The organism is Nitrospira sp. CR1.1, assembly GCA_014055465.1.
Taxonomy (GTDB): domain Bacteria; phylum Nitrospirota; class Nitrospiria; order Nitrospirales; family Nitrospiraceae; genus Nitrospira_A.
Genome location: WIAF01000001.1, coordinates 183,370 through 208,428 on the forward strand (window position 1 = coordinate 183,370; position 25,059 = coordinate 208,428).

At 61.3% G+C, this 25,059-nt stretch carries 18 protein-coding genes; 10 read left to right on the plus strand and 8 right to left on the minus strand.

Translation table 11 applies throughout. The features are described 5' to 3' along the window. Positions 1-75: 75 nt before the first annotated feature. The 5 genes from GDA65_00870 to GDA65_00890 all read right to left on the minus strand — a co-directional run bounded on the left by GDA65_00870 (position 76) and on the right by GDA65_00890 (position 9,701). Positions 76-1,593: a response regulator gene (locus GDA65_00870; GenBank protein MBA5861250.1), complete on the minus strand. Its 1,518-nt coding sequence runs from the start codon at positions 1,591-1,593 to the stop codon at positions 76-78. Between the two features lie 151 nt (positions 1,594-1,744). Further along, a complete protein-coding gene (gene mgtA / locus GDA65_00875) occupies positions 1,745-4,270 on the minus strand; it encodes a magnesium-translocating P-type ATPase (GenBank protein ID MBA5861251.1) in 2,526 nt (841 codons plus the stop codon). 19 nt (positions 4,271-4,289) lie between these two features. Next, positions 4,290-7,418: a CusA/CzcA family heavy metal efflux RND transporter gene (locus GDA65_00880; protein ID MBA5861252.1), complete on the minus strand. Its 3,129-nt coding sequence runs from the start codon at positions 7,416-7,418 to the stop codon at positions 4,290-4,292. Continuing rightward, the gene (locus GDA65_00885; protein MBA5861253.1) at positions 7,415-8,653 is read right to left on the minus strand and encodes an efflux RND transporter periplasmic adaptor subunit; all 1,239 of its coding nucleotides are present in this window, start codon (positions 8,651-8,653) and stop codon (positions 7,415-7,417) included. Before GDA65_00885 ends, GDA65_00880 begins: the two co-directional genes overlap by 4 nt. A 193-nt stretch (positions 8,654-8,846) precedes the next feature. Next, entirely contained in the window at positions 8,847-9,701 is an 855-nt protein-coding gene (locus GDA65_00890; protein MBA5861254.1) for a hypothetical protein, read from the minus strand. A 776-nt stretch (positions 9,702-10,477) separates the two neighbouring features. Here GDA65_00890 and GDA65_00895 point away from each other — a divergent pair. After that, complete coding sequence (locus GDA65_00895) at positions 10,478-10,933, plus strand: GNAT family N-acetyltransferase (protein ID MBA5861255.1); 456 nt, start codon at positions 10,478-10,480, stop codon at positions 10,931-10,933. Between the two features lie 90 nt (positions 10,934-11,023). Beyond that, on the plus strand, positions 11,024-11,854 hold the full coding sequence (locus tag GDA65_00900) for a hypothetical protein (GenBank protein ID MBA5861256.1): 831 nt from the start codon (positions 11,024-11,026) through the stop codon (positions 11,852-11,854). Between the two features lie 394 nt (positions 11,855-12,248). Here GDA65_00900 and GDA65_00905 read toward each other — a convergent pair whose 3' ends face one another. The 3 genes from GDA65_00905 to GDA65_00915 form a co-directional block, all read right to left on the minus strand. Next, positions 12,249-14,159, minus strand: a complete 1,911-nt coding sequence (locus tag GDA65_00905; protein MBA5861257.1) for a 1,4-alpha-glucan branching protein — start codon at positions 14,157-14,159, stop codon at positions 12,249-12,251. A 143-nt stretch (positions 14,160-14,302) separates the two neighbouring features. Next, complete coding sequence (locus tag GDA65_00910) at positions 14,303-14,839, minus strand: adenylyl-sulfate kinase (GenBank protein ID MBA5861258.1); 537 nt, start codon at positions 14,837-14,839, stop codon at positions 14,303-14,305. 49 nt (positions 14,840-14,888) lie between these two features. Then, a complete protein-coding gene (locus GDA65_00915) occupies positions 14,889-15,977 on the minus strand; it encodes a phosphotransferase (protein ID MBA5861259.1) in 1,089 nt (362 codons plus the stop codon). Between the two features lie 108 nt (positions 15,978-16,085). Between GDA65_00915 and GDA65_00920 the strand changes: the two genes are divergently transcribed. From GDA65_00920 to GDA65_00955, 8 genes are all read left to right on the plus strand, one after another. Then, positions 16,086-16,802: a hypothetical protein gene (locus tag GDA65_00920; protein MBA5861260.1), complete on the plus strand. Its 717-nt coding sequence runs from the start codon at positions 16,086-16,088 to the stop codon at positions 16,800-16,802. Beyond that, positions 16,678-19,224 carry an AAA family ATPase gene (locus GDA65_00925; protein ID MBA5861261.1) on the plus strand — a complete coding sequence of 849 codons (2,547 nt, stop codon included), beginning with the start codon at positions 16,678-16,680 and terminating at the stop codon, positions 19,222-19,224. Before GDA65_00920 ends, GDA65_00925 begins: the two co-directional genes overlap by 125 nt. Positions 19,225-19,254: 30 nt before the next feature. Then, entirely contained in the window at positions 19,255-19,419 is a 165-nt protein-coding gene (locus GDA65_00930) for a zinc ribbon domain-containing protein (GenBank protein MBA5861262.1), read from the plus strand. Continuing rightward, the gene (locus GDA65_00935; GenBank protein ID MBA5861263.1) at positions 19,344-19,820 is read left to right on the plus strand and encodes a c-type cytochrome; all 477 of its coding nucleotides are present in this window, start codon (positions 19,344-19,346) and stop codon (positions 19,818-19,820) included. The genes GDA65_00930 and GDA65_00935 overlap by 76 nt, the downstream gene beginning before the upstream one ends. A 33-nt stretch (positions 19,821-19,853) precedes the next feature. Next, positions 19,854-20,435, plus strand: a complete 582-nt coding sequence (locus GDA65_00940; GenBank protein MBA5861264.1) for an isochorismatase family protein — start codon at positions 19,854-19,856, stop codon at positions 20,433-20,435. Further along, complete coding sequence (locus GDA65_00945; protein ID MBA5861265.1) at positions 20,432-21,766, plus strand: nicotinate phosphoribosyltransferase; 1,335 nt, start codon at positions 20,432-20,434, stop codon at positions 21,764-21,766. The genes GDA65_00940 and GDA65_00945 overlap by 4 nt, the downstream gene beginning before the upstream one ends. A 13-nt stretch (positions 21,767-21,779) precedes the next feature. Beyond that, positions 21,780-23,279 carry a pentapeptide repeat-containing protein gene (locus GDA65_00950; protein ID MBA5861266.1) on the plus strand — a complete coding sequence of 500 codons (1,500 nt, stop codon included), beginning with the start codon at positions 21,780-21,782 and terminating at the stop codon, positions 23,277-23,279. A 352-nt stretch (positions 23,280-23,631) separates the two neighbouring features. Next, positions 23,632-24,840: an MFS transporter gene (locus GDA65_00955; GenBank protein MBA5861267.1), complete on the plus strand. Its 1,209-nt coding sequence runs from the start codon at positions 23,632-23,634 to the stop codon at positions 24,838-24,840. The last annotated feature ends 219 nt before the right edge of the window (positions 24,841-25,059 follow it).

Sequence of the window (25,059 nt, forward strand, 5' to 3'; positions counted from 1 at the left end):
CGATCAGGCATCCGGAAGCGCGCGACGCGTCTGCGACGGGATTGCCCGATCAGACAGGCAGGAGAACGGCGCGCGCTACTGCGGGCCAACGGGCAGGAGAAGTTCAGCAACTTTTTCGATGATGGCCTGAGGCAAAAACGGCTTCTGCAGGTAGGCCGCTTGCGCATCCACCCCGTGGGACACCAGCATGTCCCCGGCATATCCTGAAATATAGAGCACCTTGATCTTGGGAAACATCGTCCTGGCCCCCTGCGCCAACACGGAGGCCTTCATGCGCGGCAGGATCACGTCGGTGATCAGGAGGTCGCAGCCGCCCTTGCGCAACTGCAACATCTGCAAGGCCTCAACGCCGTCTGCCGCCGCCAATACTTCATAACCCTGATCCCGCAGCACGGCTGCCACAAGACGTCGAATGCCCTCATCGTCTTCTACCAGGAGAATCGTCGCGCAGGTCGCCTGGAGCTGCCGTGAGGCCGCCACCTGTTCGGCGTCCGATGTTTGCGGCTGCACACGCGGCAACATCACCGTAAACCGCGAGCCCCGGCCGGGCTGGCTGGTCACGTCGATATACCCGCGGCTCTCCTTCACGATTCCATAGACGGTAGCCAACCCCAATCCAGTGCCCTTCTCGAATTCCTTCGTGGTGAAATACGGTTCAAAAATATGGGCCAGAGTCTCGGCATCGATTCCGCATCCCGTATCCTCGACCACCAGCGTGACGTAGCGGCCAGGAATCGCTCCTGGGTGCGTGCGCACATACTGCTCATCCAAATCGGTATTGCCCGTCTCGATCGTTAAAATGCCTCCCTCGGCCATGGCATCGCGAGCGTTCAGGGCCAGGTTCAGCAACACCTGCTCAATCTGCACCGGATCGCCCAAGACATGGCCGGCCTGGGGGTGCAGCACCAGGACCGTCTGAATCTGCTCTCCGATCAGCCGGCGCAAGATATCTTCCATGTCGCGAATCAGAGTATTGAGCGGCACGTCACGCTGCTCCAGAACCTGGCGCCGGCTGAACGTCAACAATTTCTTCGTCAACGCCGCGGCTCGCGTGCCGGCCTGTCCGATCATGTCGACTTCGTGGTGCAGCGGATGAGATCCCAGCTGCTGCGCGACCCGGTGCGCATGACCGATGACGACCATGAGCAAATTGTTGAAGTCATGCGCGATGCCCGCGGCCAGTCGCCCCAGCGCTTCCATCTTTTGCGATTGCCGCAGGCCCTGCTCGTCCTGCTTGCGCTTGGCCAGATCGATGATCGTCTCAATGACATGGACGCGGCCGTCTTTCGAGGGCGCTTTCGCCCAATGGACCAACAGATGGCGGCCGTGCTGCATTTCCACCTGCTCCGACACCACCTCGTTCCGGCCCAAGGCGTCAGGCATGCGGCAGAATTCGCAAGGCGCCGTCTTCCCCGCGATTTTTTCATAGCAGGGGGAACCGGCCATGTCGCCGAACGCACCCAGGCTGGTCTGATTTTGGAACTGCACGGAATGGTTGGCAGGATCAATCACCGTCACGATGACCGGCTGCGAATTCAGCAGCACCTGCGGATCATACGAGAGACCGTCGGGCGAGTGCGGAGAACCGGGCATGGGCGTCCTCGTGCGGATTGGGGCGTGGAAGAACAGCCGAACGAACCAGCTGTCTTTGGTTGTACTACATCACCGCGTACAGTCAAGGAGTTGATCGATTGTATGGCCGCGGCGTGACGTAGGAATTACGGAAGCGGGCGGCGGCGCCTGCTCAGCGGCCATTGTTCGCATGCCGGTAGAACCACGTCTTCACCAGTTCTGCCGCCGCGACATAGGCCAGAAGTATTCCGAGCAGCGCGGCCCAAAAGATGGCCGGCAAAGATTCAAATCCCAAAAGCGTTCCGATGGGCGTCACCGGTAACGCGATCGTCGCCAGTGCAATTAGCAACGTCGAGAGCAGCAAGGGCGGAGACGGGCGGCTGGTTACGCAAGGGCGGCGTGTACGAATCACCAGGACGATCAGCGACGCCGAGAGCACGGACTCAACAAACCAGCCGGTGCGGAACTGACCGGTCGTGGCCTGCAGCAACAGCAGCAGGACGCCGAACGTGAGGTAATCGAAGAGCGAGCTCACGAATCCGAAGGTCAACATGAACCGCCGGATGAATGGAATATCCCACCGGCGAGGCCGTTCGATGAGTTCAGAATCGACATGGTCGGTGGCAATCGTCATTTCCGGAACGTCGGTCAGCACATTCGTCAGCAGAATCTGTTTCGGCAGCAACGGCAGAAACGGCAAAAACAGCGAGGCCCCCGCCATGCTGAACATATTGCCGAAATTCGCGCTGGTCGCCATGAACACATACTTGAGGGTATTCGCGAAGGTGCGCCGCCCCTCCCGGACGCCTTCCACCAACACGCTCAAATCGTGCTCCAGCAACACCAGATCCGCGGCCTCCTTGGCGACATCGACGGCGCCATCGACTGAAATACCAACGTCCGCGGCGTGGAGCGCGGGCGCATCGTTGATGCCGTCCCCGAGGTAGCCGACCACGTTACCCGCGCCGCGCAGCGCACGGATGATGCGTTCCTTCTGGTTCGGTTCGATTTCCGCAAAAATGTCCACCTCATTGGCCAGTGCCCGAAGCGCATCGTCGGTCATGCCACGTAGGTCACTCCCGGTCATGAGCCGGGGATTCGCCAGGCCGACTTGTCGCCCCACATGGGCCGCCACCAACCCCTGATCTCCCGTCACCATTTTTATCGACACCCCCAGCCGCTGGAGAAGGGCAATCGTGTCGACAATGCCGGCTTTCGGAGGATCGACGAAGACCAACAAGCCCAGGAACGTCATCCCTGCTTCATGCTCCTTGGAAACGCGGTCGATGACGCCCAGATCACGGCAGGCCAGTCCGAGCGTGCGAAAGCCCTGCCCGCTGAGACCCCGCACCCGGTCCCTGATCGACTCGCAGACCTGATCCATCGGCAGCAGGGTCCCGTCTTTCTGCTCCGCGTGCAGGCAGACCGCCAGCATACTTTCGACGGCGCCTTTGGTAATCAGAAGATGGGTGTGCGGAGTGGCCACCAGGACGGACAGCCGCTTGCGAACAAAATCGTAGGGCTCCTCTTCCACTTTACGATAGCCGGAGAGATCGAAGGCGCGGTGACGACGCAGGGCTTCATCCAAGGGGTTCGGAAAGCCGGTTTCGAACATCGCGTTGATGTGACCATGGAACAACACCCGCTCGCTTGGCTGGCCGTCGAGATCCAGCGCGGCATGGAGCCGCATAGAACCTTCGGTCAAGGTGCCGGTCTTGTCGGAGCACAACACATTCATGCTCCCGAAGTTTTCGATCGACGCCAGCCGCTTGACGACGACATGCTGCCGGGCCATGCGCCTCGCGCCGTGCGAGAGATTCACGCTGATGATGGCCGGCAGCAACTGCGGCGTCAGTCCGACCGCCAAGGCCATAGAGAAGAGAAAGGATTCGAGGACCGGCCGCTCAAGATAGACGTTCACGGCAAAGATCGCGAAGACGAGGAGGAGCGTCACTTCGAGCAGCAGATAGCCGAATCGCCGGACTCCCCGCTCGAATTCCGTTTCGGGGGCCTTCAGCGCCATGCGGTGGGCGATACGGCCGAATTCCGTCTCCTGTCCCACCGCGACGATGACGACCCGGGCCTGCCCGCTGACGACATGGGTGCCGAGAAACAGACTGTTGGTACGGGTGGCCAACGGTGCGTCAGCAGCCAGCGTCGCCACTGATTTTTCGACCGGATACGTCTCCCCTGTCAAGGTGGCCTCATCGACGAACAGATCTTTCGCCTCCAGAAGCAACGCGTCGCCGGGGAGACTCGATCCGGCCGACAGTTCAATGACGTCGCCTGGCACGATGTGGTCGGCCGGAACTTCGCACAGCTCGCCATCCCGCCATACGCGAGCCGTGATTTGCACGAGTGCCAGCAGTCCGGCGACGGCGCGCGCGGCGCTGTACTCCTGCCAGAAACTCAAACACGCGCCGGCCAGGATGATGCCCAGGATAATCAGCGCATCGCCGCGTTCTGCGAGGAAAAACGATACGCCTGAGGCAAAGAGCAAGATAAGGACGATGGGACTTCGAAACTGCGCCAGAAGGAGCCGCAACGGCCGGCCATTCCGCTGAGGCCTGAGCCTGACGGATGCACAGGTTGCCTGTCGCGCTTCAGCCTCGGCCGTGGCCAGCCCCTTTCGCGTGGCAGACAACTCTCGCAGCACATCATCCGCAGACAGGGCCCAGAATGGTGTCTCCTTCAGCATGGGTTCAAACCGGAGTTGTCTACACCCACTCCGGAGCATGTTCCTTCGCAACGTCCTGTTCGGCGAACGTGCGGTACAAGGCAGGCAGCACCAGCAATGTCAAGGCGGTCGACGTGAACAGGCCTCCGACAACCACCGTCGCCAAGGGCCGCTGCACTTCAGCGCCAATCCCCTGCGCCATCACCAGCGGGAGGAGACCCAGGAGGGTCGTCATCATCGTCATCACGACCGGACGAAGCCGCAGGACGCACCCCGTCACGATCGCCGCCTCCGTCTGCTGCCCCTCGTTCCGCAACTGATTGATATACGAGACGAGCACGATGCCGTTGCCGACCGCCAACCCGAACAGTTCGATGAAGCCGATCGACGCAGGCACGCTCAAATACTGATCGCTGAGCCACAGCGAGACCACGCCTCCGATCAACGCGAACGGCAGATTCAGAATAATCAACCCGGCATACCGCAGCGAATGAAACGCCCAAAAGAGCAGAAAGAACACCAACCCGAGCGTGACCGGCACCACCAGTAGCAACCGCGCGTTCGCCCGTTCCATATTCTCGAACGCGCCGCCCCAGGCCACGGTATATCCTTGCGGCAATCGAATGTGCGCAGCCAACCGCTTCCGGCCTTCGTCCACGACACCGCCGATGTCGCGCCCCACGACATTGAACCCGATATAGATCCGCCGCTTCGCGTGTTCGCGGCTGATTCTCGCCGGACCTTCCCGCATCTCGATCGCGGCGAGTTCGCTCAAGGGAATCGGCGCGCCCGATGCCGATCGTACCCGAATGTCTCCGATCGCGCCGATGCTGTTGCGCGAGTGCTCCGGGAACCGGAGGATCAGCTGAAATCGCCGCTCCCCCTCATACACCTGCGTCGCAGGTTTCCCCCCGACCGCCGTGGTTATGATGTCCTGCACATCCGAAACGTTGATCCCGTATCGCGCGATCTTCTCCCGGTCGATATCGATCGTCAGATACGGCTGACCGGCCACCTGTTCAACCTTGACGTCTTTCACTCCCCCGATCGTCCGCATGAGGTCTGCGATCCGTTCGGCATGCTGATACAGCAGATCGAGATCGTCGCCGAACAACTTGATGGCGCATTCGGTCCTGATCCCGGAAATCAGCTCGTCGACCCGTTCCTGGATCGGTTGGCTCATCAGCACGGAAATGCCGGGAATTTCCGCCAGGCGGTTCCTGATCGCATCGACCAGATCGGCCTGCGTGTGCGCAGTGGTCCAGGTCTCGCGCGGGCGTAGCGTCACGATCGGGTCGCTTTCATTAGGCTCCTCCGGACCGACCGCGATGTCCGCCCGCCCGATCTTGCTCACCGACATCCGCACTTCCGGAAACTCCAGCATGACTTGTTGTGTCTGTTTTTCTATCGCGATCGATTCTTCCAGTGATACACTCGGCAACCGCACGATCTGCGGCGTCAGCGCGCCCTCCTCCAGAATCGGAATAAACTCCCGCCCGACGAACGGCAACAGACTCACACTGGCCAGCACGATCGCCGTCGACCCCAGCAACACTAGGGCGCGATGGTCCAGCGTCCACCGAAGCACCGGCTGATACCGCATCTTCATCCACCGGGTCAGCCGGGTCTCTTCCGGATGGTCGCCGCGCAAGATCAGCGAGGCCAGGACCGGAGACAGGGTCAATGTCACGAGCACCGAGGCCAACAGGGAAATGACCAACGTGTAGGCCAGGGGGGCGAACATCTTTCCTTCCATGCCGTGCAATGTCATCAAGGGCAGAAACACGACGCTGATGATGAGGATCCCGAAGAGGATCGGCCGCCCCACCTCGTTCGTCGCCCGCAGAACCACCTCCAGCCGGGAACGTTCCTGCATCCGGTTCTCCGACAAATGGCGATAGATGTTTTCCACCACGACCAGCGAGCCGTCGGCGATTTCGCCGATGCCGATCGCCAGCCCCCCCAGGGTCATGAGGTTGGCGGACAATCCCAGCCGCTGCATCACCACAAACGTGATCAACGGCGTCACCAGCAGCGAGACTGTCACGACGATCGCGCTTCGCACATGGCCGAGGAACAGGAAAAAAACCAGCGTGACCAGCACGACGCCCTCGATCAACGCATCGCGCACGGTATGAATGGCGGCTGTCACGAGCTCGATACGGTCGTAGAACGGCACGATGGCGAGCCCTTCGGGCAGGATTCCCTCCCGCTGAATCGCGTCGGCTCGTTGCTTCACCGCCTGAACCACCTCCCGGGCATTGCCGCCTCGCAGCATCAACACCGTCCCAGCCACCACCTCCCGCTCCCCGTTCAGCACGGCGGCCCCATGGCGCACCGCATGGCCGATACGGACGTCCGCCACATCCCGCACGAACACCGGCACCCCGCCTGCTTCCTTGACCACGATGCGCTCGATGTCGGCCAGGCTTTTGATGAGCCCCAACCCGCGCACGATGGCGCGTTCAGCATGCCGTTCGAGTACATTGCCGCCGGCATTGGCATTGTTGCGTTCCACGGCATCAAAAATATCGCGCAACGTGAGGCCGTATTTCCGCAACCTGTCGGGATCCACCAGTACCTGATACTGCTTGACCAAACCGCCGAGGCCGTTCACCTCGATGACGCCCGGCACGCTCTTCAATAAGGGACGCAGCACCCAGTCCTGCACCGTCCGCTGAGAGGTCAGCTCGTCCTCCACCAGCGCAGCATCGCGCGCCGGATGCTGTGCGCTATCGAGATAATACTGATAGATCTCTCCGAGCCCGGTCGTCACCGGCGCGAGAACCGGCTCCATGCCAGCCGGCAACCGCTCCCGCACCGCCATGATCCGTTCCAGCACAAGCTGACGGGCGAAATACACATCCACATCGTCCTCGAACACCACCGTCAATTGAGAGAGCGCAAATTTGGAGATGGAGCGAATTTCCGTCAGTCCCGGCAATCCGTTCATTTGCAGCTCGATCGGATAGGTAATGAACCGCTCCACTTCAACCGGGGAGAGGCCGGGCGCTTCCGTCAGCACCTGCACTTGCACGTTGGTCACGTCGGGATAGGCGTCGATGGGAATCGATTGGAAGGCGAAGAGGCCTGCCGCCGCGCAGAAACAGGCCAGGCCCAGGATGAGAATTCGCTGGCGCAGGGAGAATTCCAGCAGGGCGGCAATCATTGCGTGGGCTCGATCTTGTGAATATCGAGTTCGGACTTGATCGCAAAGGCTCCCTTGACGACCACGTCTTCCCCTTCGCGCACCCCCTCCAGGACGATGACCTGCCCGTCTTGTTCATCGCCCAGCAAGACCCGGCGCGGCTCGAATCGATTTTCTCCCTGCCGCACGAACAGGACCTTGCCCCCTCCGTCCTGTTGTATGGCGGCCAGCGGCACCGCCACCGCAGCCGGTCGCGGCGAGGCATCGACGCGAACCATCGCGAACATCTCCGGCTTCAAGGCCCGGTCCGGATTGGGCACGGTGACACGGATGCGCATCGTTCTGGTTGCCGGGTCAAGCACATCGCTGATGTAGGTCATGCGGCCGGAAAATAAACCATGGGGGTACGCCGCGACGACGACGTGGACCGTCTGATTCGGATGAATAAACTGAACGTCTTTCTCCGGGACGCTGGCGACGACCCAGACATCGGACAGGTCGGCGATGGTGAAACAGTTCCGCGAGGTCTCTACGACTTCGCCGCGCGTCAGATTGCGCATGATCACGCGCCCCGCGAACGGCGCCCGGATCGCGATGTCGGAACGGATCGTCCGCTCCCGTTCGAGACGTTGAATTTCCTGATCCGCCACACCAAGAAGGGTGAGCCGATGACCCGCCTCCCTCGCATCGGCCTGCGCCGTTTTCATCTCCGCCTCCCGGCGTTGCAATTCGGCCACACTGATGGCGCGATGCTCATGCAGATTGGCCGCCCGCTCATGCGCGAGCTGGGCTTCGTGCTGCCGCGCCACCGCCTTGAGATAAACCCCCTCCGCCATGCCCAATTCCGTGCTATCGAGCAATGCCAGCCGTTCGCCTTTCCTCACGTCCTTGCCCACATCGACCAGCACGTCAACCACCCGGCCCCGGATCAGCGTCGTGACTTCTGCCAATTCGTTTTCATTGGCATGCACCGTTGCTGGAAACTCGCGATGCGGGACAAACGGCTCTTTCTTCACGGTCAGGATCTGAATACCTGCCCGGGCCATTTCGGAAGCAGTCAGCTCCACCACTCCATCGGTAGCTCTGTTTGCGGGTTTGGCGGTTGGCGGCGGAGCCACCGGATCCCGGTCACAACCCATCCCGCCCATCAGGAGCGGCAGCGACAGCACCGCGCAACCCGCGAGGCGAAGCGAGCCGCCAGGCCGCCAAAGCCGCCGCCTGAACTCAGACGTGAAGGCCGCTACTCGAAAGGTCATGCGTTAATGGTCTGATCCAGCATGTTCCCTGCTGTTCTCAGACACAGCAGGGAACATGCCGCGGGGGAGTCGGGATTTCACGGGGAATGACACGTCCATCGCAGCGTTTTGCTACGCTACCGGGAGGGGAAACGGGGTGAAATGCCACAGCGGCCTTCTTCGCCTCCAGGAATGCGCCGCTGGAGAGTCCGCCTTATCGGACCACAAGAACCGAACAGGTGCTGTGCTGCACGACCTTGGTGGACACGCTCCCAAGCAGGAACCGGGCGACCGCGCCCATCCCCTTGGCCCCGGTCACAATCAGATCCACCTTTTTCTTGGACGCCACTTTCAAGATCTCATCAGCCGGTTTGCCAAGTTGCACGACTTCATCCACGACGTAGCCGGCCTTGATCAGTTTGTTGGCGCATTGCTCCACCAGGCGGGCGCCAGCCTCTTTCAACTCCGGATACTTCAGGAACGGCATCGCATGCATTACCACCACATCGATCGGCTCCAATCCTTCCCGGGCTTCAGGCTGAAGCCTGGTCAAGAGAAACCGCAGGGCTTTGTCCGACGCCTTCGATCCATCCGCTGCGAAGAGAATCCGGCTCACCGGACGCGGCTCCTCCTTCACGACCAGCACCGAGCAGGGGGCATGCAAGGTGACCTGTGTCGAGATACTGCCCAGCATCAACCGGTCGAGGGCATCCAAGCCGCGACTTCCGATCGCCACCACGCCGTCCCGCTGAGGAGCCCGATCCAGAATCGTCGGACCGGCAGGACCGCGCACCGACACCAGCTTTCCCTTCAGCTTCAGGGATCCCATTTGAGCCTTGGCTTCGGTCATGGTCTTTTTTCCGCGCGCCTCGATACGCTTGATTTCTTCTTGAATGAACGGCTCGTTCCCGATCACCACGGGCTGAAACATGAAGGGCGCGCGCAAGGCCTCGACATCTGTCACATGCAGGAGCGTCACGTCCGGCTTCTCCGCAAAGGGCATTCTCGCCACCCACTCCGTCGCCCACTTGCCGTACTTTGATCCATCAGTCGCAATCAACACTTTCATAGGTTGTCCCTCATCGTTCAATCTGTTGCCGGGAATATCACTAACGTCCAGCAAGACCCGCGCCAGGTTGCCGCATCTTCGCCTCAACCGGTCGGCGGGTCAAGAGTCACTTTCCGGTGGCACTGAAGAGAGCAGGCTCCACGAGGCCACCTCGACCACAACATCTCTTCGTGGGCAACTGCCGGTGTGATTTCAGACAGGGAGCGCGCAGGCAGACCGGGGAAGGAATAGGAGGATAGACAGGACGCGAGTAGCAGCAACCAGGGCGCGCGCGATCAGTTCATGCGGCCATAGACTCCGACAGAGCGTGGCGCCGTGCAACCGATATTTTCCTGCTGCCAGGCACAGCGTTTTTCGGCTCCTTCACCCGCCTTGCGCCGGGTCGCGTTGCGCAGCAGAGACCAGACTGACCGCAAAAATTCCCAACTGAATAAGGGCGGGCGGGCGTCTTTCCCTTCGGCATGGCACCAGGCGCTCCACCTCCCTGAGCGCACCTTCCGTGACGCCGCGACTCGAGACATTCGCCGTTGACTATTCACGTGTCATCCTCCTTCATGTCGCTGAAGATCCTGAGCAACGTCCTGCGCCTTATCGATCGGATCTCACGATCATGACCGTAGCACGCGATCGTCGATCCTCAAATCGGAATTGAATTTGATCCGGTCCACGATCGGTGGCATCGACCCGGCATCGCACAAGCCTGGATTCGTCCGGTTGATTCTTACGGCAATTGGAGTCACAGTACCTGTCGGGGATTTCTTGGAGGGTACGCATTGATGCCGAAGACTGACGCACACATCCGCGTAGAGCTCGTCGGCTGGCCCCAGGCCGAACGGTTGATTCGGCCCATCCGGAAAATCGTCTTTATCGATGAGCAGGGGGTACCGAAGGAGCTGGAGTGGGATGGGCTCGATTCACATTGTGCCCATGTGCTGGCCTTGAACGAACGCCGTGACGCCATCGGCACAGCGCGCATGCAAGCGAACGGCACGATCGGCAGAATGGCCGTTCTCAAAGACTGGCGCGGTCGCGGCGCGGGCCGCGCGTTGCTTTCCGCATTACTCGACCTCGCGGTGAGACAAGGGCTCGCCCGCGTCACTCTCTCGGCCCAAACCCACGCGATCGGTTTCTATGAGCAGGCAGGATTCCGCATAGTCGGCGAGCCGTTCATGGATGCCGGTATTCCGCATCGGAAGATGGTGAAGGACCTACTGAAGCCGGAAGCGGGATAACAGAACCGTGGGCAAGCGCCCTCGTCAGCCGATGCTCTCCATTGCGTTTTTCATTGGAAAAGCCGGCGACCTACGAGACACTTTCCCGGTATGACGACGGCACCGCTCACGACACCGGACGCCTCACCCGCATGGCCGCCGCAGGATCACCGCTACTCTCTCGTTCAGCGCTGCCGCTCGCTCTATCATGCGATGTGGTATCGCCTCTCCGAGCGGATGCGGTGGTCGAGACGGCCGTATCATGAAACGCCGATCGGCTGCCTCTCCGGGTTGGCATCCTGGCAAATCACGCGCATTGACGAATTGCGGACGCGGTATGACGTGCGCTTCGAGTCTCAGTACGGCCACCATACCGCGCTGGCCAACTATGCCTATCTCGATCTGCTGGACCGGGCCTGGACGATCGCGAACCGGCCGGTTCCTCAGGGGATCGTCGTCACGGATGTGGGGTGCGCAAACTTTTGGTACGCGCGAACCCTTCACGCATTCTTTCGTCCGGTGGCGTTGACCGGTGTGGATGTGGAAGGCTTCCGGCTCTACCCGACCGGATACAGCCGCTATGATGCCGCCTGCGGATACATAGCGCATCTTCCGCAGACGACATTTCTGGTGGCGAACTATTGCGAGGTGGAGCGTCCGACTGACGTGGTCACCGCCTGGTACCCCTTCGTGACGCCGTCGCCTGTCCTCGCATGGCGACTTCCCCTGACGGTCTTTTCACCTGCACAATTGTTTCATAGGATCGCGCGCAACCTGACAGCGCAAGGCCTGTTCTTCATGGTGAACCAGGGGGCCGGGGAGGCTGCAATCGCCGCGCGCTACTGCCGCACAGCGGGGCTTCATTTCCTGGGCCAGTGGGTTCATCCACGCCCGCTGCGCGCAAGACCCCATCCTCCGGTCGCTTCCTGGTGGACCGCCTAGCCCGCTACTGTGGCTACTTGGCCGGTCAGATGATTGAGGGCGCCACGCTCCACGATGGGAGAGCAAGGTCCGGGCGATCTTCACGATGTTGACGATGTGGTCGTCGAGATCGACTTCGAAACGCACAAAGTCCCCCTTCGCACACGATTCCCGCTCATCATGACCGCCTCTCCCGTGCCGGGTGCACGACCAGGCATGAGTTCCTTACCGAACATCCTCACTCTGCTCCCCACCCCTGATGCAGTCTGTTGCCGATGGTGATAATCCCGACTATCCGTCGCAACGTGAAGTCGTCTGCGCGACGCAACGGTCTGATGGTGTCGACGGAAAAGAGAGTTGCAGAAACTCCAGGCGGCGGAAACACACGAGATTGGAGCACAGAAGCTCCGCGCGGCTATCGTGAAAAAATCAGGATGCTGTTCGCGGGGAGAACAATGTCGGCGGAGTAGTCAAATCCATGCAGAGGCTGCGCCTGTGCAACCACGCGGCCGTTGTTGCCCGCCACACCCGCATTGATCCAATTTTCATACACATCGCTGTTGAACACTTCGCGCCAGTCTCCTCCACCGGGCAGGCCCATGCGGTATCCGACGCGGGTGAAGTTGGCTAGGTGCACCATGACCATCACATCATGCCCCTCGCTTTCAACCCAGCGATGGAAAGCCAGCATCCGGTTGTGATCGTGCACGTGTGTCACGCGGAACCCGCGGCCTCGCAACCCGGGCAAACGACGGCGGACCGCCAACAATTCCCGGGTGAAGCGCAGGTGATCGAGCATCTGCCTGTCACCCCGATCGAGACCCGCCCAGTACAGCAGCAAGTTGCGGTGTGACACGAAATCATCCGACCACTGTTTGTCTTCCAGGAACTCCTGCCCCATGAACAACATCGGAATCCCCGGCGCCGTCAGACTGAGACCAGTCGCCACGCGCGCGCGGCTGCGGGCAAACCAGGATCGAGGATGGTCGGGATCGCCCAGCCGCGCGATACGCGGTTCGCGACCGTCATAGACAATATCGTGGTTCTCCGGCCCTTGCACGAAACGCCACGGCTCAGCAAATCCTTCGGGCCACAGACTTTGCGCCAGCCCTGTCATGTTGAGCGGCCGTTCGTCCGGAGCGCTGGCGCTGCCGATCACGGCGCGAAGGGCAATGCGAAGGCCGTCGGTCAGTGTCGTATCAAACCCGGCCCCGGCCGGCGGCGGCGTGACGATGAACGGGTTTACATCCCAATACTCGGCATGGTGCAACGTCGCCGGCCGGTGCGCGTGTACGGTGGACGTGAGGTCCTGACAAAATCGCCAGCCGTCCGGCGCGCCGTCATGGTCGATCACGCTGACCTGGTCATACCGGAAACCATCGATCCGGTATTCACTGAGAAAAAACCTGGCATTTTGAATCAGAAAGTCGCGCACCTCCGGCTTGGCAAAATCAAACACCAGGCCGCCCGCGTGCCCCTTGTCCGTGAAGTAGAGGGAATTCCGCTGACCGCCTGCCGGATCCTGCCGGTCGAAGAAATACAAACTTTGGTCGCCAAACTCCCCGCCCGCATGGTTGTACACCACATCGAGCAGCACGGCCAATCCGTGAAGATGGGCCAGGTCTACCAGCGCCTTGAGCTGATTCATTTCACCGCGTACGTCAGCCGCCTGATACCGGCGCAGGCCCTTCGCGTCCAGCAGCTTGTTCACCTCCGCCACATAGGCAGGCAGCCCGGCATCGGCCACGGCAAAATCCATTTCAGGCGAAAAGTAGTCGGTGCCGTTGTAGCCCAGGCTGAAACTGGTCTGAAATTCCTGGATGGGCATGAGCTGCAACGCGGTCACGCCAAGTTCGGCTAGATAGGGCAGCTTGCGCGCCACATCGAGAAACGTCCCGCCTTTGTGCGGCAGGTTCGGCGTGAAAAAGGTGCCGACATGGAGCTGATACATAACGAATTCATGAAACGGCGGCGTGACATAGCCGCTCTCGTGCCAGGGGAAATCGGTGCGGCGAATAAGACATTCTGCGGGAAACGGCGATTCCAGTTCGCGGGCATAGGGATCCCGCTTGAGCCCCTCACCCCCCTCGCCAACCACGTAGAACATGTATCGTTGACGGTCCTCCACGCCGGGGATGAAGCCACGCCAATGGCCCTGCTGGTCCCGTGTGAGCAGAGCCGCATCATTGCGCACGCGATGGTTGAAGTCGCCCACCACATACACGGCCCTGGCATGCGGAGCCCAACAGCGGAACGTCGCGCCGCCGGCGATCAGGGTCGCCCCCATCGGAGTATCAGGATGTACATGGTTGAGTGACGCGGGCATGGATGCCCTCCGAGGCACGATCACGATAACGGATTCATCCTATAGAACCCTGTGGCGGCGAGCAAGGAGCGATACGCGAATGGTGCCATGCAAAATGGCCTCACGAGAATCATGACGGCAGTCCTGCGCGGCGCTGATCGTGCTCACCCCTGACGACGGGAACGAATCAACGCGACAATCTGATCGGCTGCCGCATCGGGCAACAGCGCCGTCGTATCGATGATCAGGTCCGGTGAAAGCGGCGCTTCATACGGCTCCTGCAAGCCGGGCACAGTGGAAGATTCGCCTTGCAGACCCCGCCGATAGGTTCCCTTCTTATCCCGCTCCATGCAGATCTGCAAGGGGCATTCGACAGAGACTTCCAATAGATCAGGGATCAGCGCGCGGGCAAAGTTCCGATAGGCGCGACGGCTCGCGGTTGCATCGATGATCACATTCACCCCGTGCGCCAGCAATCGCGCACCCATGAAGCCCAACGCCCGGTAGAACAGGTCCCGCTCCTCTTTGGCATAGCTGGCCTCCGGCGTCAGGATCCGGCGGACGGCATCGGACTCCAACACCTCGACGGTGATGCCCGACGAGGCGAGCTTCGGCAGCAACCGGGCGACGATCGAGCTTTTCCCGGAGGCCGGGAGACCGGTGAGCCATAGGGCGAAAGGAGAACCAGCCATGAGCGCCATGTGGTGGTTGCTTCATTGCGCGATGCAACGGGCAATCCTCAGTCCTGATTCAGTCGCAGTACCGATTCACATCGGCCGGATCGAAACGCGGAACCGCCAGCACATTTTCAATGAACCGGAATATTTTCCGCCGCACAGCCAGGGTCAACTTCGGATACCAGAGCGGACTGGCTAACACCAATCCCCGGAAGGCAAAAAATGGCGCCGTTGCAGCCAGCACGTCCTGATCGCGGCTCTTGATGAGATAGCGATCCCAAAACGAATGAAACAACACCTCCAGCGGCCCCTTCAAGGCGCCATGCCGGCAGAGCGAGAAAAACAGATAATTGATCGACATCGAGGTCACGTCGTCGGCCGGTTCACCCCATTCCCCCCGCGACCGGTCCAGGACGGAAAAGTCTATCCCCCGGCGGAACAGCACATTCCAGGGATGAAAATCTCCATGCACCTGCGACAGGCGGGCATGGTGGCCGCGCAGGCGCCAGCGCCAGGCATTACAGGCGACTTCGATGCGTTGCAGCAGATCCTCCGTGATGAAGCCACACTTATCGGGGTAGCTGTCGGTGAGGCCCATGATGCATTCGCCATGGCCGAGCAGCTCGCGCAGTCGGCGGCGGTACAGTTGCGGATCTTTGTGTTTCACCCGGTGAATGGTCGCCAAATAGTCAGCCAGCACCTGGGTCCGCTTCCGGTCCAATGCCGTCGGCCTGATTGCATCGGCCAGTCGTTCGAGATCCTTGTGATAGGTTTCCCCTTCCGACCATTGGGTCAGCAGGAAAAATTCCCTGGCCCCGGCAACCGACATCAACTCGCCGCGCGCGGTGAACGCACCCACATCCAGCGCGGCGATATGGCCGGGAAGCCGGCCGTAACAGTCGTAGTCCCACAGCATGGCCTGCGCCCGATCAGCCGGATGCTCATGGCCGAACGGACCGGGACTCATCGTGCCCAGCACGACCTGGCGGGTTTTTTCGCCTGGTGTGTGAAAGGTCAATCGGACCGGAGCGCCATATCCATATTGCTTGTATCGCGCGCCTTTCGTCTCCTTTCCGATCGGGCCATAGGCCAGCAGTTCTGTCGCCGAACCGAACCGTGCCTTGACATAGGCCTCCAGGGCGGATTTCTTCAATACCGGCATGCCACGATCCCACGCAAAACATGTTCCTGAAAACAGCCGCACGGGCCGGTCAGATCGGGAGGCGACTGGCGCATTGGGCTTCAGCCCGGCCCAGGCAAGTGAGGAATTATGCGCCAGTGGTACGAACGCCGCTCCACGGCAGAGATAATCGACACACGCAAATGCCTCACTTTCAGCCGATTCATCCTTAAGCCGACCGCAGTGGCGGACGATCGACAGGGCATGTGCCTTGCTGAGACAGGGGGGGGACCCGTTCCATCTGAGACGAGAGGAGGACGCATGAATCTGGAAGTGGAAAGCCGCAATGTCGAAATGACCCCGCGCTGGAAAACCGAGATCGAAGAACGTATGGCCGCTCTGCAACGCGGCCATGACGACATTGTTCATGGCCGCGTGACGCTCACCAAGAACCGTCATCATAAGAAACTGGACAACGTCGCGGAGGCGCTCGTGCTCGTCACGGTTCCGACCCGGCAGACGATCACCTCCCGCAAGGAGGATAAGACCTTTGAGGAAGCGATCCGGTCCGCCTTCGACGCCGTGGCGATCGAATTGCGGAAATTTCGCGAGAAACGCGCCGATAAGGTGATCCGGGTGGAACCTCTGCCGCAGCTCCGCGGCGTGGTGAGCAAGGTCTTTCCTGAACTCGGGTACGGGTTCATCCTGAAGGACGGCGGGGGAGACGTGTATTTCCACAAGAATGCGCTCAAAGGCATCGCATTCACGGAAATGGAGGACGGGGTTGAAGTCTTGTTCGAAAGCGAGCCCGGGGAGAAGGGTCTGCACGCCACCATCGTTCAGCCACCGCATCTCCCCAAGCTGTAGAAGAGGCACGATGCTGGACAACCATAGACTACCGGCTTCTCTCCTGGCTCCTACGGTCGATCCCGCCCGGCTGGGTTTCGAAGATACGAGCCAGATGGAGCCCCTCGACGAGACGATCGGCCAGGAACGGGCGGTCGAGGCGTTGGAATTCGGCCTGCAGATGAAGAGTCCCGGCTTCAACATCTTCGTCTCAGGGCCGGTAGGGACCGGGAAGGGAACACTGGTGCGGCAGATGGTCAAACGGCTGGCCCAGACGGCGCCGTCCCCGCCTGACTGGTGCTTTGTCCATAATTTCCAGGATGCGTCGCGCCCGGCCTGCCTCTCGTTTCCGGCGGGACAAGGCGCGACGTTCAAACGCGACATGGGCGCGTTTATCGAAAGCCTGCGCCACGACATTCCCGCGGCCTTCGAAGGGAAGAAATATCTCGATGCCAAGGCGAAAATCATCGAGGAGACAGAAGGCAAAAAGAAGAGTCTCTTTCATGACCTCACCACCCTGTGCCGCCAGCGCGGCTTCATATTCGAGGAGACGCCGGCAGGTTTCGGACTGGTTCCCCTCAAAGACAACCGCCCGATGAACGAGAAGGAAATGGAGGAGCTCTCCGAAGCGGTCCAGCAGGAACTGACCGGACAGCGGCAATCGCTGGAGAGCGACATCCGCGAGTTTCATGTCCGGATGCACAGCCTAGAACGGGAAGCCGAGCAGGCCTTGCATCACCTGGACCACCAAATCGTCGCCAATGTCATGAAAGTCGCCTACGACGCGCTTCAGCAAGCCTATCAATACTCGCAGGCCGTCCTCACCTATTTGCAACGGGTCCATGACGACATCGTGCATCAGTACAGAGACTTCCTGCCTCACAGTGGACCGGTCCTGTCGATCCCGGGCCTGGAGCAGTCACGCCGCCCCGACATGACACGGTTTGCCGTGAACCTGATCGTGGCCAGGGATGCTGCGGCCGGCGCGCCGGTGGTAGACGAATCGCATCCGACCTACAGCAACCTTATCGGCAAAATCGAGCGACGCGCCCATCTGGGCGTGATGTATACCGACTTCACCGAGATCCGGGCCGGCGCCGCGTTGCAGGCCAACGGCGGCTACCTGATCCTGCAGGCGCTGGATGTTCTGCGCCAGCCCTTCTCCTGGGAGGCCTTGAAGCGCGTCATTAAAACCGGGGCCGTGACCATTGAGGACCCGGCGGAATTCTACGGCTTCGCCACCGCCGGCCTGCGCCCGGAACCGATCCCTGTCTCGGTCAAGGTCATCCTGGTCGGCACCGCCGGCATCTACCATCTGCTGCAGGCGTACGAGGAGGATTTCTCCAAACTCTTCAAGGTGAAGGCCGACTTCGATGTGGAAGTCGCGCACGATGAGCAGCAGGAACGGCAGTATGCGCGATTCGTGTCCCGGTTATGCCGCGAGGAAGGGTTGCCGCACTTCGGCGCGGACGCGGTGGCGGAAGTCATCCGTCAGGGCTTCCGGTTTGCCGACCGGCACGACCGGCTGTCCCTGCGGTTCAGCCTGGTCAGCGACTTGATTCGCGAAGCGGGGTATTGGGCCAAGAAGGCCGGGCATCCATTGGCGACACGCGCGGACGTCGAGTCAGCTCTGGCGCACCAACGGCGCCGCGCCGATCTGCCCGAGCAGTGGCTCCAGGAAGAGATCCGCGAGGGCACGCTAATGGTGGACCTCCAAGGCGACGTCATCGGTCAAGTCAATGGATTGTCCGTCTATGAGCTCGGCGACTATTGCTTCGGCCGCCCCATCCGGATCACCGCTCGCACCTACGTTGGCACAAAAGGCGTGATCGACATTCAACGGGAAGTCGATCTGGCCGGCGAAATTCATAGCAAGGGCGTCATGACCCTGGCCGGGTTCCTGGCGGGCAAATTCGCCGGCATGCAGCCATTCGCCCTCAGCGCCACCTTGACCTTCGAGCAAACCTACTCCGAAGTCGAAGGCGACAGCGCCGCCGTGGCCGAGCTGGCCGCTGTGCTCTCCAGCCTGGCCGATCTGCCTATCCGGCAATCTCTGGCAGTCACCGGTTCGGTGAATCAGCTCGGGGAAATCCAGCCCATCGGGGGTGTCAACGAAAAAATCGAAGGCTTTTTCGAGTCATGCAAGCGGCGGGGCCTCACAGGCGAGCAAGGCGTGATCATTCCCGCGCGAAACATCAAGCATCTGGCGCTCAATAGAGAGGTCGTCACGGCAGTGGAAGACGGCCGATTTGCCGTCTACGGGGTCGATACGGCGGACCAAGCCCTCGAGTTGCTCATCGGAGTTCCTGCGGGAGAACGCGGAGCGGAAGGAGACTTTCCTCCCGAGAGCATTTATGGGCGAACCGCCGCCCGCCTGCAAGAGATGGCACAGATCGTCGCGACGTGGGGCGAGGCGGAAGAGGACCGCAAGGTCAAAGATTAGCAGGAACAGGCTTCACCGAGTGAGGTGCCTATGCCGATGTACGACTACACCTGTCTGGATTGCGGAAAAGAATCCCTGATCGTCGTGACGCTGAAGCAACACGAAAAAGGCGAGGTACAATGTCCGGCCTGCGGCAGCACCAAGCTGCAGCAACATTTCTCATCGTTCATCGCGCATACGACCAAGAAAAGTTGAAGGAGGCGCAGCGATCTATGCGGACTGTCACGCCCATCGGTATCCGTCACATGCTCCTCGCCGCCATGGTGGGTCTGACTTGTTCGGCTGCCTGTGAATCCGCAGACGCCCAAGAATTTCCGCCGGATGTCGTGAACGGCAAGGCGGTCTACGAGCGTCATTGCCTCGCTTGCCACGGCCCCGGCGGCCGGGGGGACGGGCCCGATGCCGCCGCGTTGAAAGTCCCGCCGGCCGACTTTCACCGTTTTAAATCCGTCCTCAAATCAGATGAAGAACTGCTCCGGACCATCGAGCACGGCATTGTCTTCAGCCCCATGCACGCATGGCAGGGACAATTGACCGAAACTGAGCGGCAAGACGCGCTTGCCTACATCCGCCTGCTCGTACAGCACGGGCAATAGGAGGCGGGAGAGCCTGCCTCCGCAGAGGGCGCCATGAATTACCTTCGACCAGGGGATGCGCTGCTCGTGGTGGACGTGCAGAACGATTTCTTGCCCGAGGGAACACTCGCAGTGCCGGAGAGCCAGGAGGTCATCACGGCCCTGCAACGATATCTCGACGTCTTTGTGGAAGCGAGCGCACCCGTGTTCGCGACACGCGACTGGCATCCGTCCAACCACTGTTCCTTCCATGCCCAGGGAGGGCCTTGGCCGGCACATTGCATCGCACAGACCCACGGCGCCGATTTCCCCTCATCGCTCCACCTGCCGCCCTCGTCCATCGTCATCTCCAAAGGCGCCGACCCCGCACGCGAAGCATATTCCGGATTCCAAGGCACGTCGCTGCATGATCAACTCCAGGCCGCCGGCATCACCAGACTGTTCGTCGGAGGCCTGTCGACGGACTATTGCGTCCTTCACACCGTGAAGGATGCCTGCCGCCTGAACTATGTGGTCTACCTGCTCATCGACGCCGTGCGGGCCGTGAACGTCCTCCCGGACGACGGAGCGCGGGCCGAAGAATCGATGGTGTCAGCCGGGGCAATCCCTCTCCGTTGGGAGCAACTGGTCGTATGAACGCCGCATCCGAGACACTCCTCACCGACCTGTACGAACTGACGATGGCCCAAGCCTACCTCGCCCGCGACATGACGGGTGAAGCCGTCTTCGAATTTTTTGTCCGCAAGCTGCCGGCTCGCCGGAATTTCTTCATGGCGGCAGGACTGGAGCAGGTTCTCACATATCTGGAGACGTTTCATTTCGCCGAAGGCGATATCGGATGGCTCGAGCAGACGGGCAGTTTCACTCCGTCGACACTCGCCGCCCTCCACGCCATGCGCTTCACCGGCGATGTCCACGCCATGCCGGAAGGCACGGTCTTTTTCCCGCACGAGCCGATCCTCCGCATTACCGCGCCTCTTCCGCAAGCGCAGCTCGTCGAAACCCGGGTGATGAATCTGCTGAACTTTCAGACCATGGTCGCCTCCAAAGCCTGCCGCTCCATGCTTGTGGCAGAGGGGAGACCGCTGATCGATTTCGGCCTGCGCCGGTCGCATGGCGCGGAAGCCGGACTGCTGGCCGCCCGCGCCTGTTACCTGGCCGGATTCGACGGCACCTCCAACGTCCTGGCCGGAGCGAGGTTCGGCATTCCCACCTACGGCACAATGGCGCATTCGTTTGTACAGGCGCATCACGACGAAGCGGACGCATTCATGCACATTGCCCAGGCGCACCCGCGCAATGTCGCCCTCCTCATCGATACCTACGACACGGAAGCCGCGGCGCAAAAGGTGGTCGCGCTGGCCCCCCGCCTGAAGAGCCAGGGCATTTCGATCCACGGGGTGCGTCTCGATAGCGGAGACTTGGCCGACCATGCGAGGAAGGTACGACAGATCCTCGATCGCGGAGGTCTCGCCGACACCAAGATCCTGGCCAGCGGGAACCTCGATGAGGATCGGGTGGAGGCGCTGGTGAGGAGCGAGGCGCCGATCGACCGGTTCGCGGTGGGCACGGCCATGACCACCTCGGCCGATGCGCCCTACCTGGACTGCGCCTATAAACTTCAGGAATATGCCGGGAGAGCCTGCCGCAAGCGCTCTGAGGGCAAGGCGACCTGGCCCGGCAGAAAGCAGGTCTATCGCCTGAGCGGACGCGACGGACGACTGGACGGAGACACGATCACTGTCGAAGGCGACACTCAGCCGGGCCGGCCTCTCCTGCGACAGGTCATGCAGAATGGGCGCCGACTTGCGCCGGGCCCCTCCATCCAGGAGATTCGCCACCACGCAAAGTTGGCTTTGGCGGAACTTCCGGATACCCTACGCCGGATAGACCAGGCCGCGCCCTACGAAGTCCGGATCGCCAAGGCGCTGGAACATATGGCACAACAGGTCGACCGGCACACATGAACCGATACACACCATGCTGCCGCTGCAGCCCGGCACGGCACCGATGTTGCTGTGCACCGATGTTGCTGTAAGGAGGTCCTTGATGAATCAGCATCCCCTGTCCCTCACCCTCGTCGCGAGTTGGGTGCTCACCGCCCTGCTCTCCGTGCCTGCCGATGCAGCTACCGCGGCGAAGCGCGCCGCCAAACCCGCACCGGCTCCTGCCTGCGAGAGCCCCTTCACACATCAACGCCCGGCCGGCAAGCAACTAGACAAGGTCCTGCGGTCGCATGCGCGCTGGCTTGAAGATCGTGACTCCGCCGATGGCCGCCGCGCCAACCTGTGCCGAACGGACTTGCGCCAACTCCGGCTGGCGGGGGCGAATCTCGAGCGAATCAACCTGGAAGGGGCGAGTCTTAAACGCGCAAATTTACGGACCGCCAGTCTTGTGCAGGCACACCTGAAGGGCGCCGACCTGTCCCAGGCGATGCTCGACGATGCGAACCTGGAGGGGGCGGACCTGCGGAAGGGCCTGCTGATCAGGGCCCATCTCAATCGAGTCGCCGCGGACGAGGCGGCCTTTTACGGAGCCAATCTCCAGGGCGCACTGTTCCGGGAAGCGCTGTTGGAGCGGGCCCATTTTGAGGACGCGGATTTACAGCTCGCGGACCTCAGCGGAGCCAGCCTCCTTGACGGATACTTCTACGGCGCCAACCTGTCGAAGGCCAATCTCAGGGATGCCGACCTGGCCGGATCCGACCTGCGCCGGACCAATCTCCGCCAGGCCAATTTGCGCCGGACCAATCTCCAGGGCGCGCTCCTGGACAGCGCCACACTCGACGGCGCCTCACTGGTCGAGGCCGATTTGGAAAGCGCCTATCTGGATGACGCATCGTTGGCTCAAGCGGATCTTCACGAGGCCAGCCTGCGAGGCACGGATTTTCGTTACGCGCGCCTGACCGGCGCCAACCTGCAACGGGCCAATCTCGAAAATGCGAATCTGGAAGGAGCCAATCTGGCCAAGGCGCGCCTGGATTCCGCCACCATGACCATGACCGTGCTTTACAAAGCCAATCTGTCCGCCGCCAACCTGCACGGAGCCCGGTTGCATCATGCCGTCCTCATTGGCGCTCGCCTTTCGCAGACCGATCTGCAGAAAGCCGACCTGACCGAGGTCTATGCGCCGAAAGCCCATCTGCAGCAAGCCCGGCTCGCCGAGGCGAATCTTGAACTGGCGAATCTCGTTTCCGCCGACTTGAGCGATGCCGACATGAGTCACACCATCCTGGTCCAAACCAATCTGCAGGAAGCCACTCTGCGAGGAACAAACTTGAGCGCCGCGGATTTGACGGGAGCCCAGCTCGATAATGCCGACCTTCAACAGGCCAACTTGCGCGGGGCGAACTTGAGCGGCGCGCTGGGACTCGTGCAAGCACAACTGGACCAGGCCTGTCTGAATGAGGCCACCCAAATCCCTGCGGACCTTCAGCGGCCGAAGGCCTGCCCCTCGCCACAACAACGGCGCAAGTCGTAAGGTGATCGATGGAACGCCGGCCCGGACCACTTCACCACAGAGGCCGGTCGCCAGTCGAGCCCTCAACATTCACACCTCTGCCCTGCCCGCCCTGGATGACGAGTGGCGTTGCGCCCTCTCTGTCACTGGTACGAGCCCGATCAAGACAGCCGATCGGAAGTCAGGATCGACCGCCACGAGAACGGCCCGTCCCGTCGATGTCACGCGGTGCGGCTGGAGGCAGGAAACCGATCTGCTGGCGCTGCATCCGAACCTGCGGAATTCGGCATGACAGAGCTGCATCGCATTTTCTATAATCCGTATCGCGGAAACGCCGCACCAGCCCACCCGTCGCAACGATGCGCCGACTCTGATGCCCAGATCTCCCGCCCATTCGTTTCGCCGACTGCCCTCCGGAATCTGGGTCCTCGGCTTCGTCAGTCTGTTGATGGACGTGTCTTCGGAAATGATCCACAGCTTGCTGCCGTTGTTCATGGTGACGACGCTCGGCGCGGGAACGATTGCGGTGGGCTTCGTGGAAGGGCTGGCAGAGTCACTGGCCCTCGTGGTCAAAATCTTTTCAGGAACGCTGAGCGACTATCTGGGCAAGCGGAAGGAGCTGGCCCTGTGCGGGTATGCGATCGGAGCGCTGACCAAACCGCTCTTCGCCTGGGCTCCTGACATTGCCACCCTCCTTAGTGCGCGTCTGCTGGATCGACTGGGAAAGGGAATCCGGGGCGCGCCTCGCGACGCGCTGGTCGCAGACATCGCGCCGCCGGAGCTCAGGGGAGCCGCGTTCGGCCTCCGGCAATCACTCGACACCGTGGGCGCCTTTCTCGGGCCTCTGCTCGCGACCGGACTGATGCTCCTCTGGGCCGACAATTTTCGGGCGGTCTTCTGGGTAGCCGTCATACCGGGCATGATGGCCGTCGCACTGTTGTTCTTCGGCATACAAGACCCTGTCTCACCGCCATCATCCCATCGAGCCAATCCGATCAGCCGTGACAATCTGAGGCGCCTCAGTCAGGCCTTCTGGTGGGTCGTGGGAATCGGCGCCGTATGTACGCTGGCGCGCTTTAGCGAAGCGTTTCTCGTGTTGCGCGCCCAACAAGGCGGCATTCCTCTCGCCTTCATTCCTCTGGTGATGGTCGCAATGAACCTGGTGTATGCCTCCTCTGCCTATCCCTTCGGTAAGCTCTCGGATAGGACCAGCCACAAGACGCTGCTCACCTTCGGCCTTCTTGTCCTGATTGCAGCCGATGTGGTGCTGGCTGCCGCCAATCACTGGGGCGTGCTGTTAGGAGGGGTGGCGCTGTGGGGCGTTCACATGGGGATGACGCAGGGCTTGCTTGCCGCCATGGTGGCGGACCAGGCGCCGCCAGACCTGAGAGGAACCGCATATGGATGCTTCAACCTGGCCTGCGGACTGGCCATGCTCATCGCCAGTGTGCTGGCGGGATTCTTATGGGACCGGCTGGGTGCGGCCTTCACGTTTTATGCGGGCGCACTGTTTTCATTCATCGCCGTTACCGGAATTCTCCTGTCTCCCGGCGTGAGCGCCTCACGCCGGGAGACCGGCTGAGCGAATCGCCGCCTGAATTGTTTCATGGAGCTGTTCAATCGCGGCTTCCATGGTCAGAAAAGCCACCGCTCCCGCGTCCCGCAGCACCACCGTCATTTCGTGCCAACGCATCTGCTCCGCGAGCTATTTGATCGCAACCACCAACCCGAACTCACGGAGTACGGGAGGACTCAATTACGCGACTAACGACCTGGTGTAGGTCAACGCTTCGTCCAGCAT

Coding starts and splice junctions, on each gene's coding strand:
- GDA65_00945 (MBA5861265.1), top strand. CDS start 20,432: ATGAACGCCGCATCCGAGACACTCCTCACCGACCTGTACGAACTGACG.
- GDA65_00935 (MBA5861263.1), top strand. CDS start 19,344: ATGTCCGGCCTGCGGCAGCACCAAGCTGCAGCAACATTTCTCATCGTT.
- GDA65_00910 (MBA5861258.1), bottom strand. CDS start 14,839: ATGGCGCTCATGGCTGGTTCTCCTTTCGCCCTATGGCTCACCGGTCTC.
- GDA65_00880 (MBA5861252.1), bottom strand. CDS start 7,418: ATGATTGCCGCCCTGCTGGAATTCTCCCTGCGCCAGCGAATTCTCATC.
- GDA65_00925 (MBA5861261.1), top strand. CDS start 16,678: ATGCGCTCAAAGGCATCGCATTCACGGAAATGGAGGACGGGGTTGAAG.
- GDA65_00890 (MBA5861254.1), bottom strand. CDS start 9,701: ATGAAAGTGTTGATTGCGACTGATGGATCAAAGTACGGCAAGTGGGCG.
- GDA65_00885 (MBA5861253.1), bottom strand. CDS start 8,653: ATGACCTTTCGAGTAGCGGCCTTCACGTCTGAGTTCAGGCGGCGGCTT.
- GDA65_00955 (MBA5861267.1), top strand. CDS start 23,632: ATGCCCAGATCTCCCGCCCATTCGTTTCGCCGACTGCCCTCCGGAATC.
- GDA65_00895 (MBA5861255.1), top strand. CDS start 10,478: ATGCCGAAGACTGACGCACACATCCGCGTAGAGCTCGTCGGCTGGCCC.
- GDA65_00915 (MBA5861259.1), bottom strand. CDS start 15,977: ATGCCGGTATTGAAGAAATCCGCCCTGGAGGCCTATGTCAAGGCACGG.
- mgtA (MBA5861251.1), bottom strand. CDS start 4,270: ATGCTGAAGGAGACACCATTCTGGGCCCTGTCTGCGGATGATGTGCTG.
- GDA65_00950 (MBA5861266.1), top strand. CDS start 21,780: ATGCTGCCGCTGCAGCCCGGCACGGCACCGATGTTGCTGTGCACCGAT.
- GDA65_00930 (MBA5861262.1), top strand. CDS start 19,255: ATGCCGATGTACGACTACACCTGTCTGGATTGCGGAAAAGAATCCCTG.
- GDA65_00905 (MBA5861257.1), bottom strand. CDS start 14,159: ATGCCCGCGTCACTCAACCATGTACATCCTGATACTCCGATGGGGGCG.
- GDA65_00870 (MBA5861250.1), bottom strand. CDS start 1,593: ATGCCCGGTTCTCCGCACTCGCCCGACGGTCTCTCGTATGATCCGCAG.
- GDA65_00920 (MBA5861260.1), top strand. CDS start 16,086: ATGCGCCAGTGGTACGAACGCCGCTCCACGGCAGAGATAATCGACACA.
- GDA65_00940 (MBA5861264.1), top strand. CDS start 19,854: ATGAATTACCTTCGACCAGGGGATGCGCTGCTCGTGGTGGACGTGCAG.
- GDA65_00900 (MBA5861256.1), top strand. CDS start 11,024: ATGACGACGGCACCGCTCACGACACCGGACGCCTCACCCGCATGGCCG.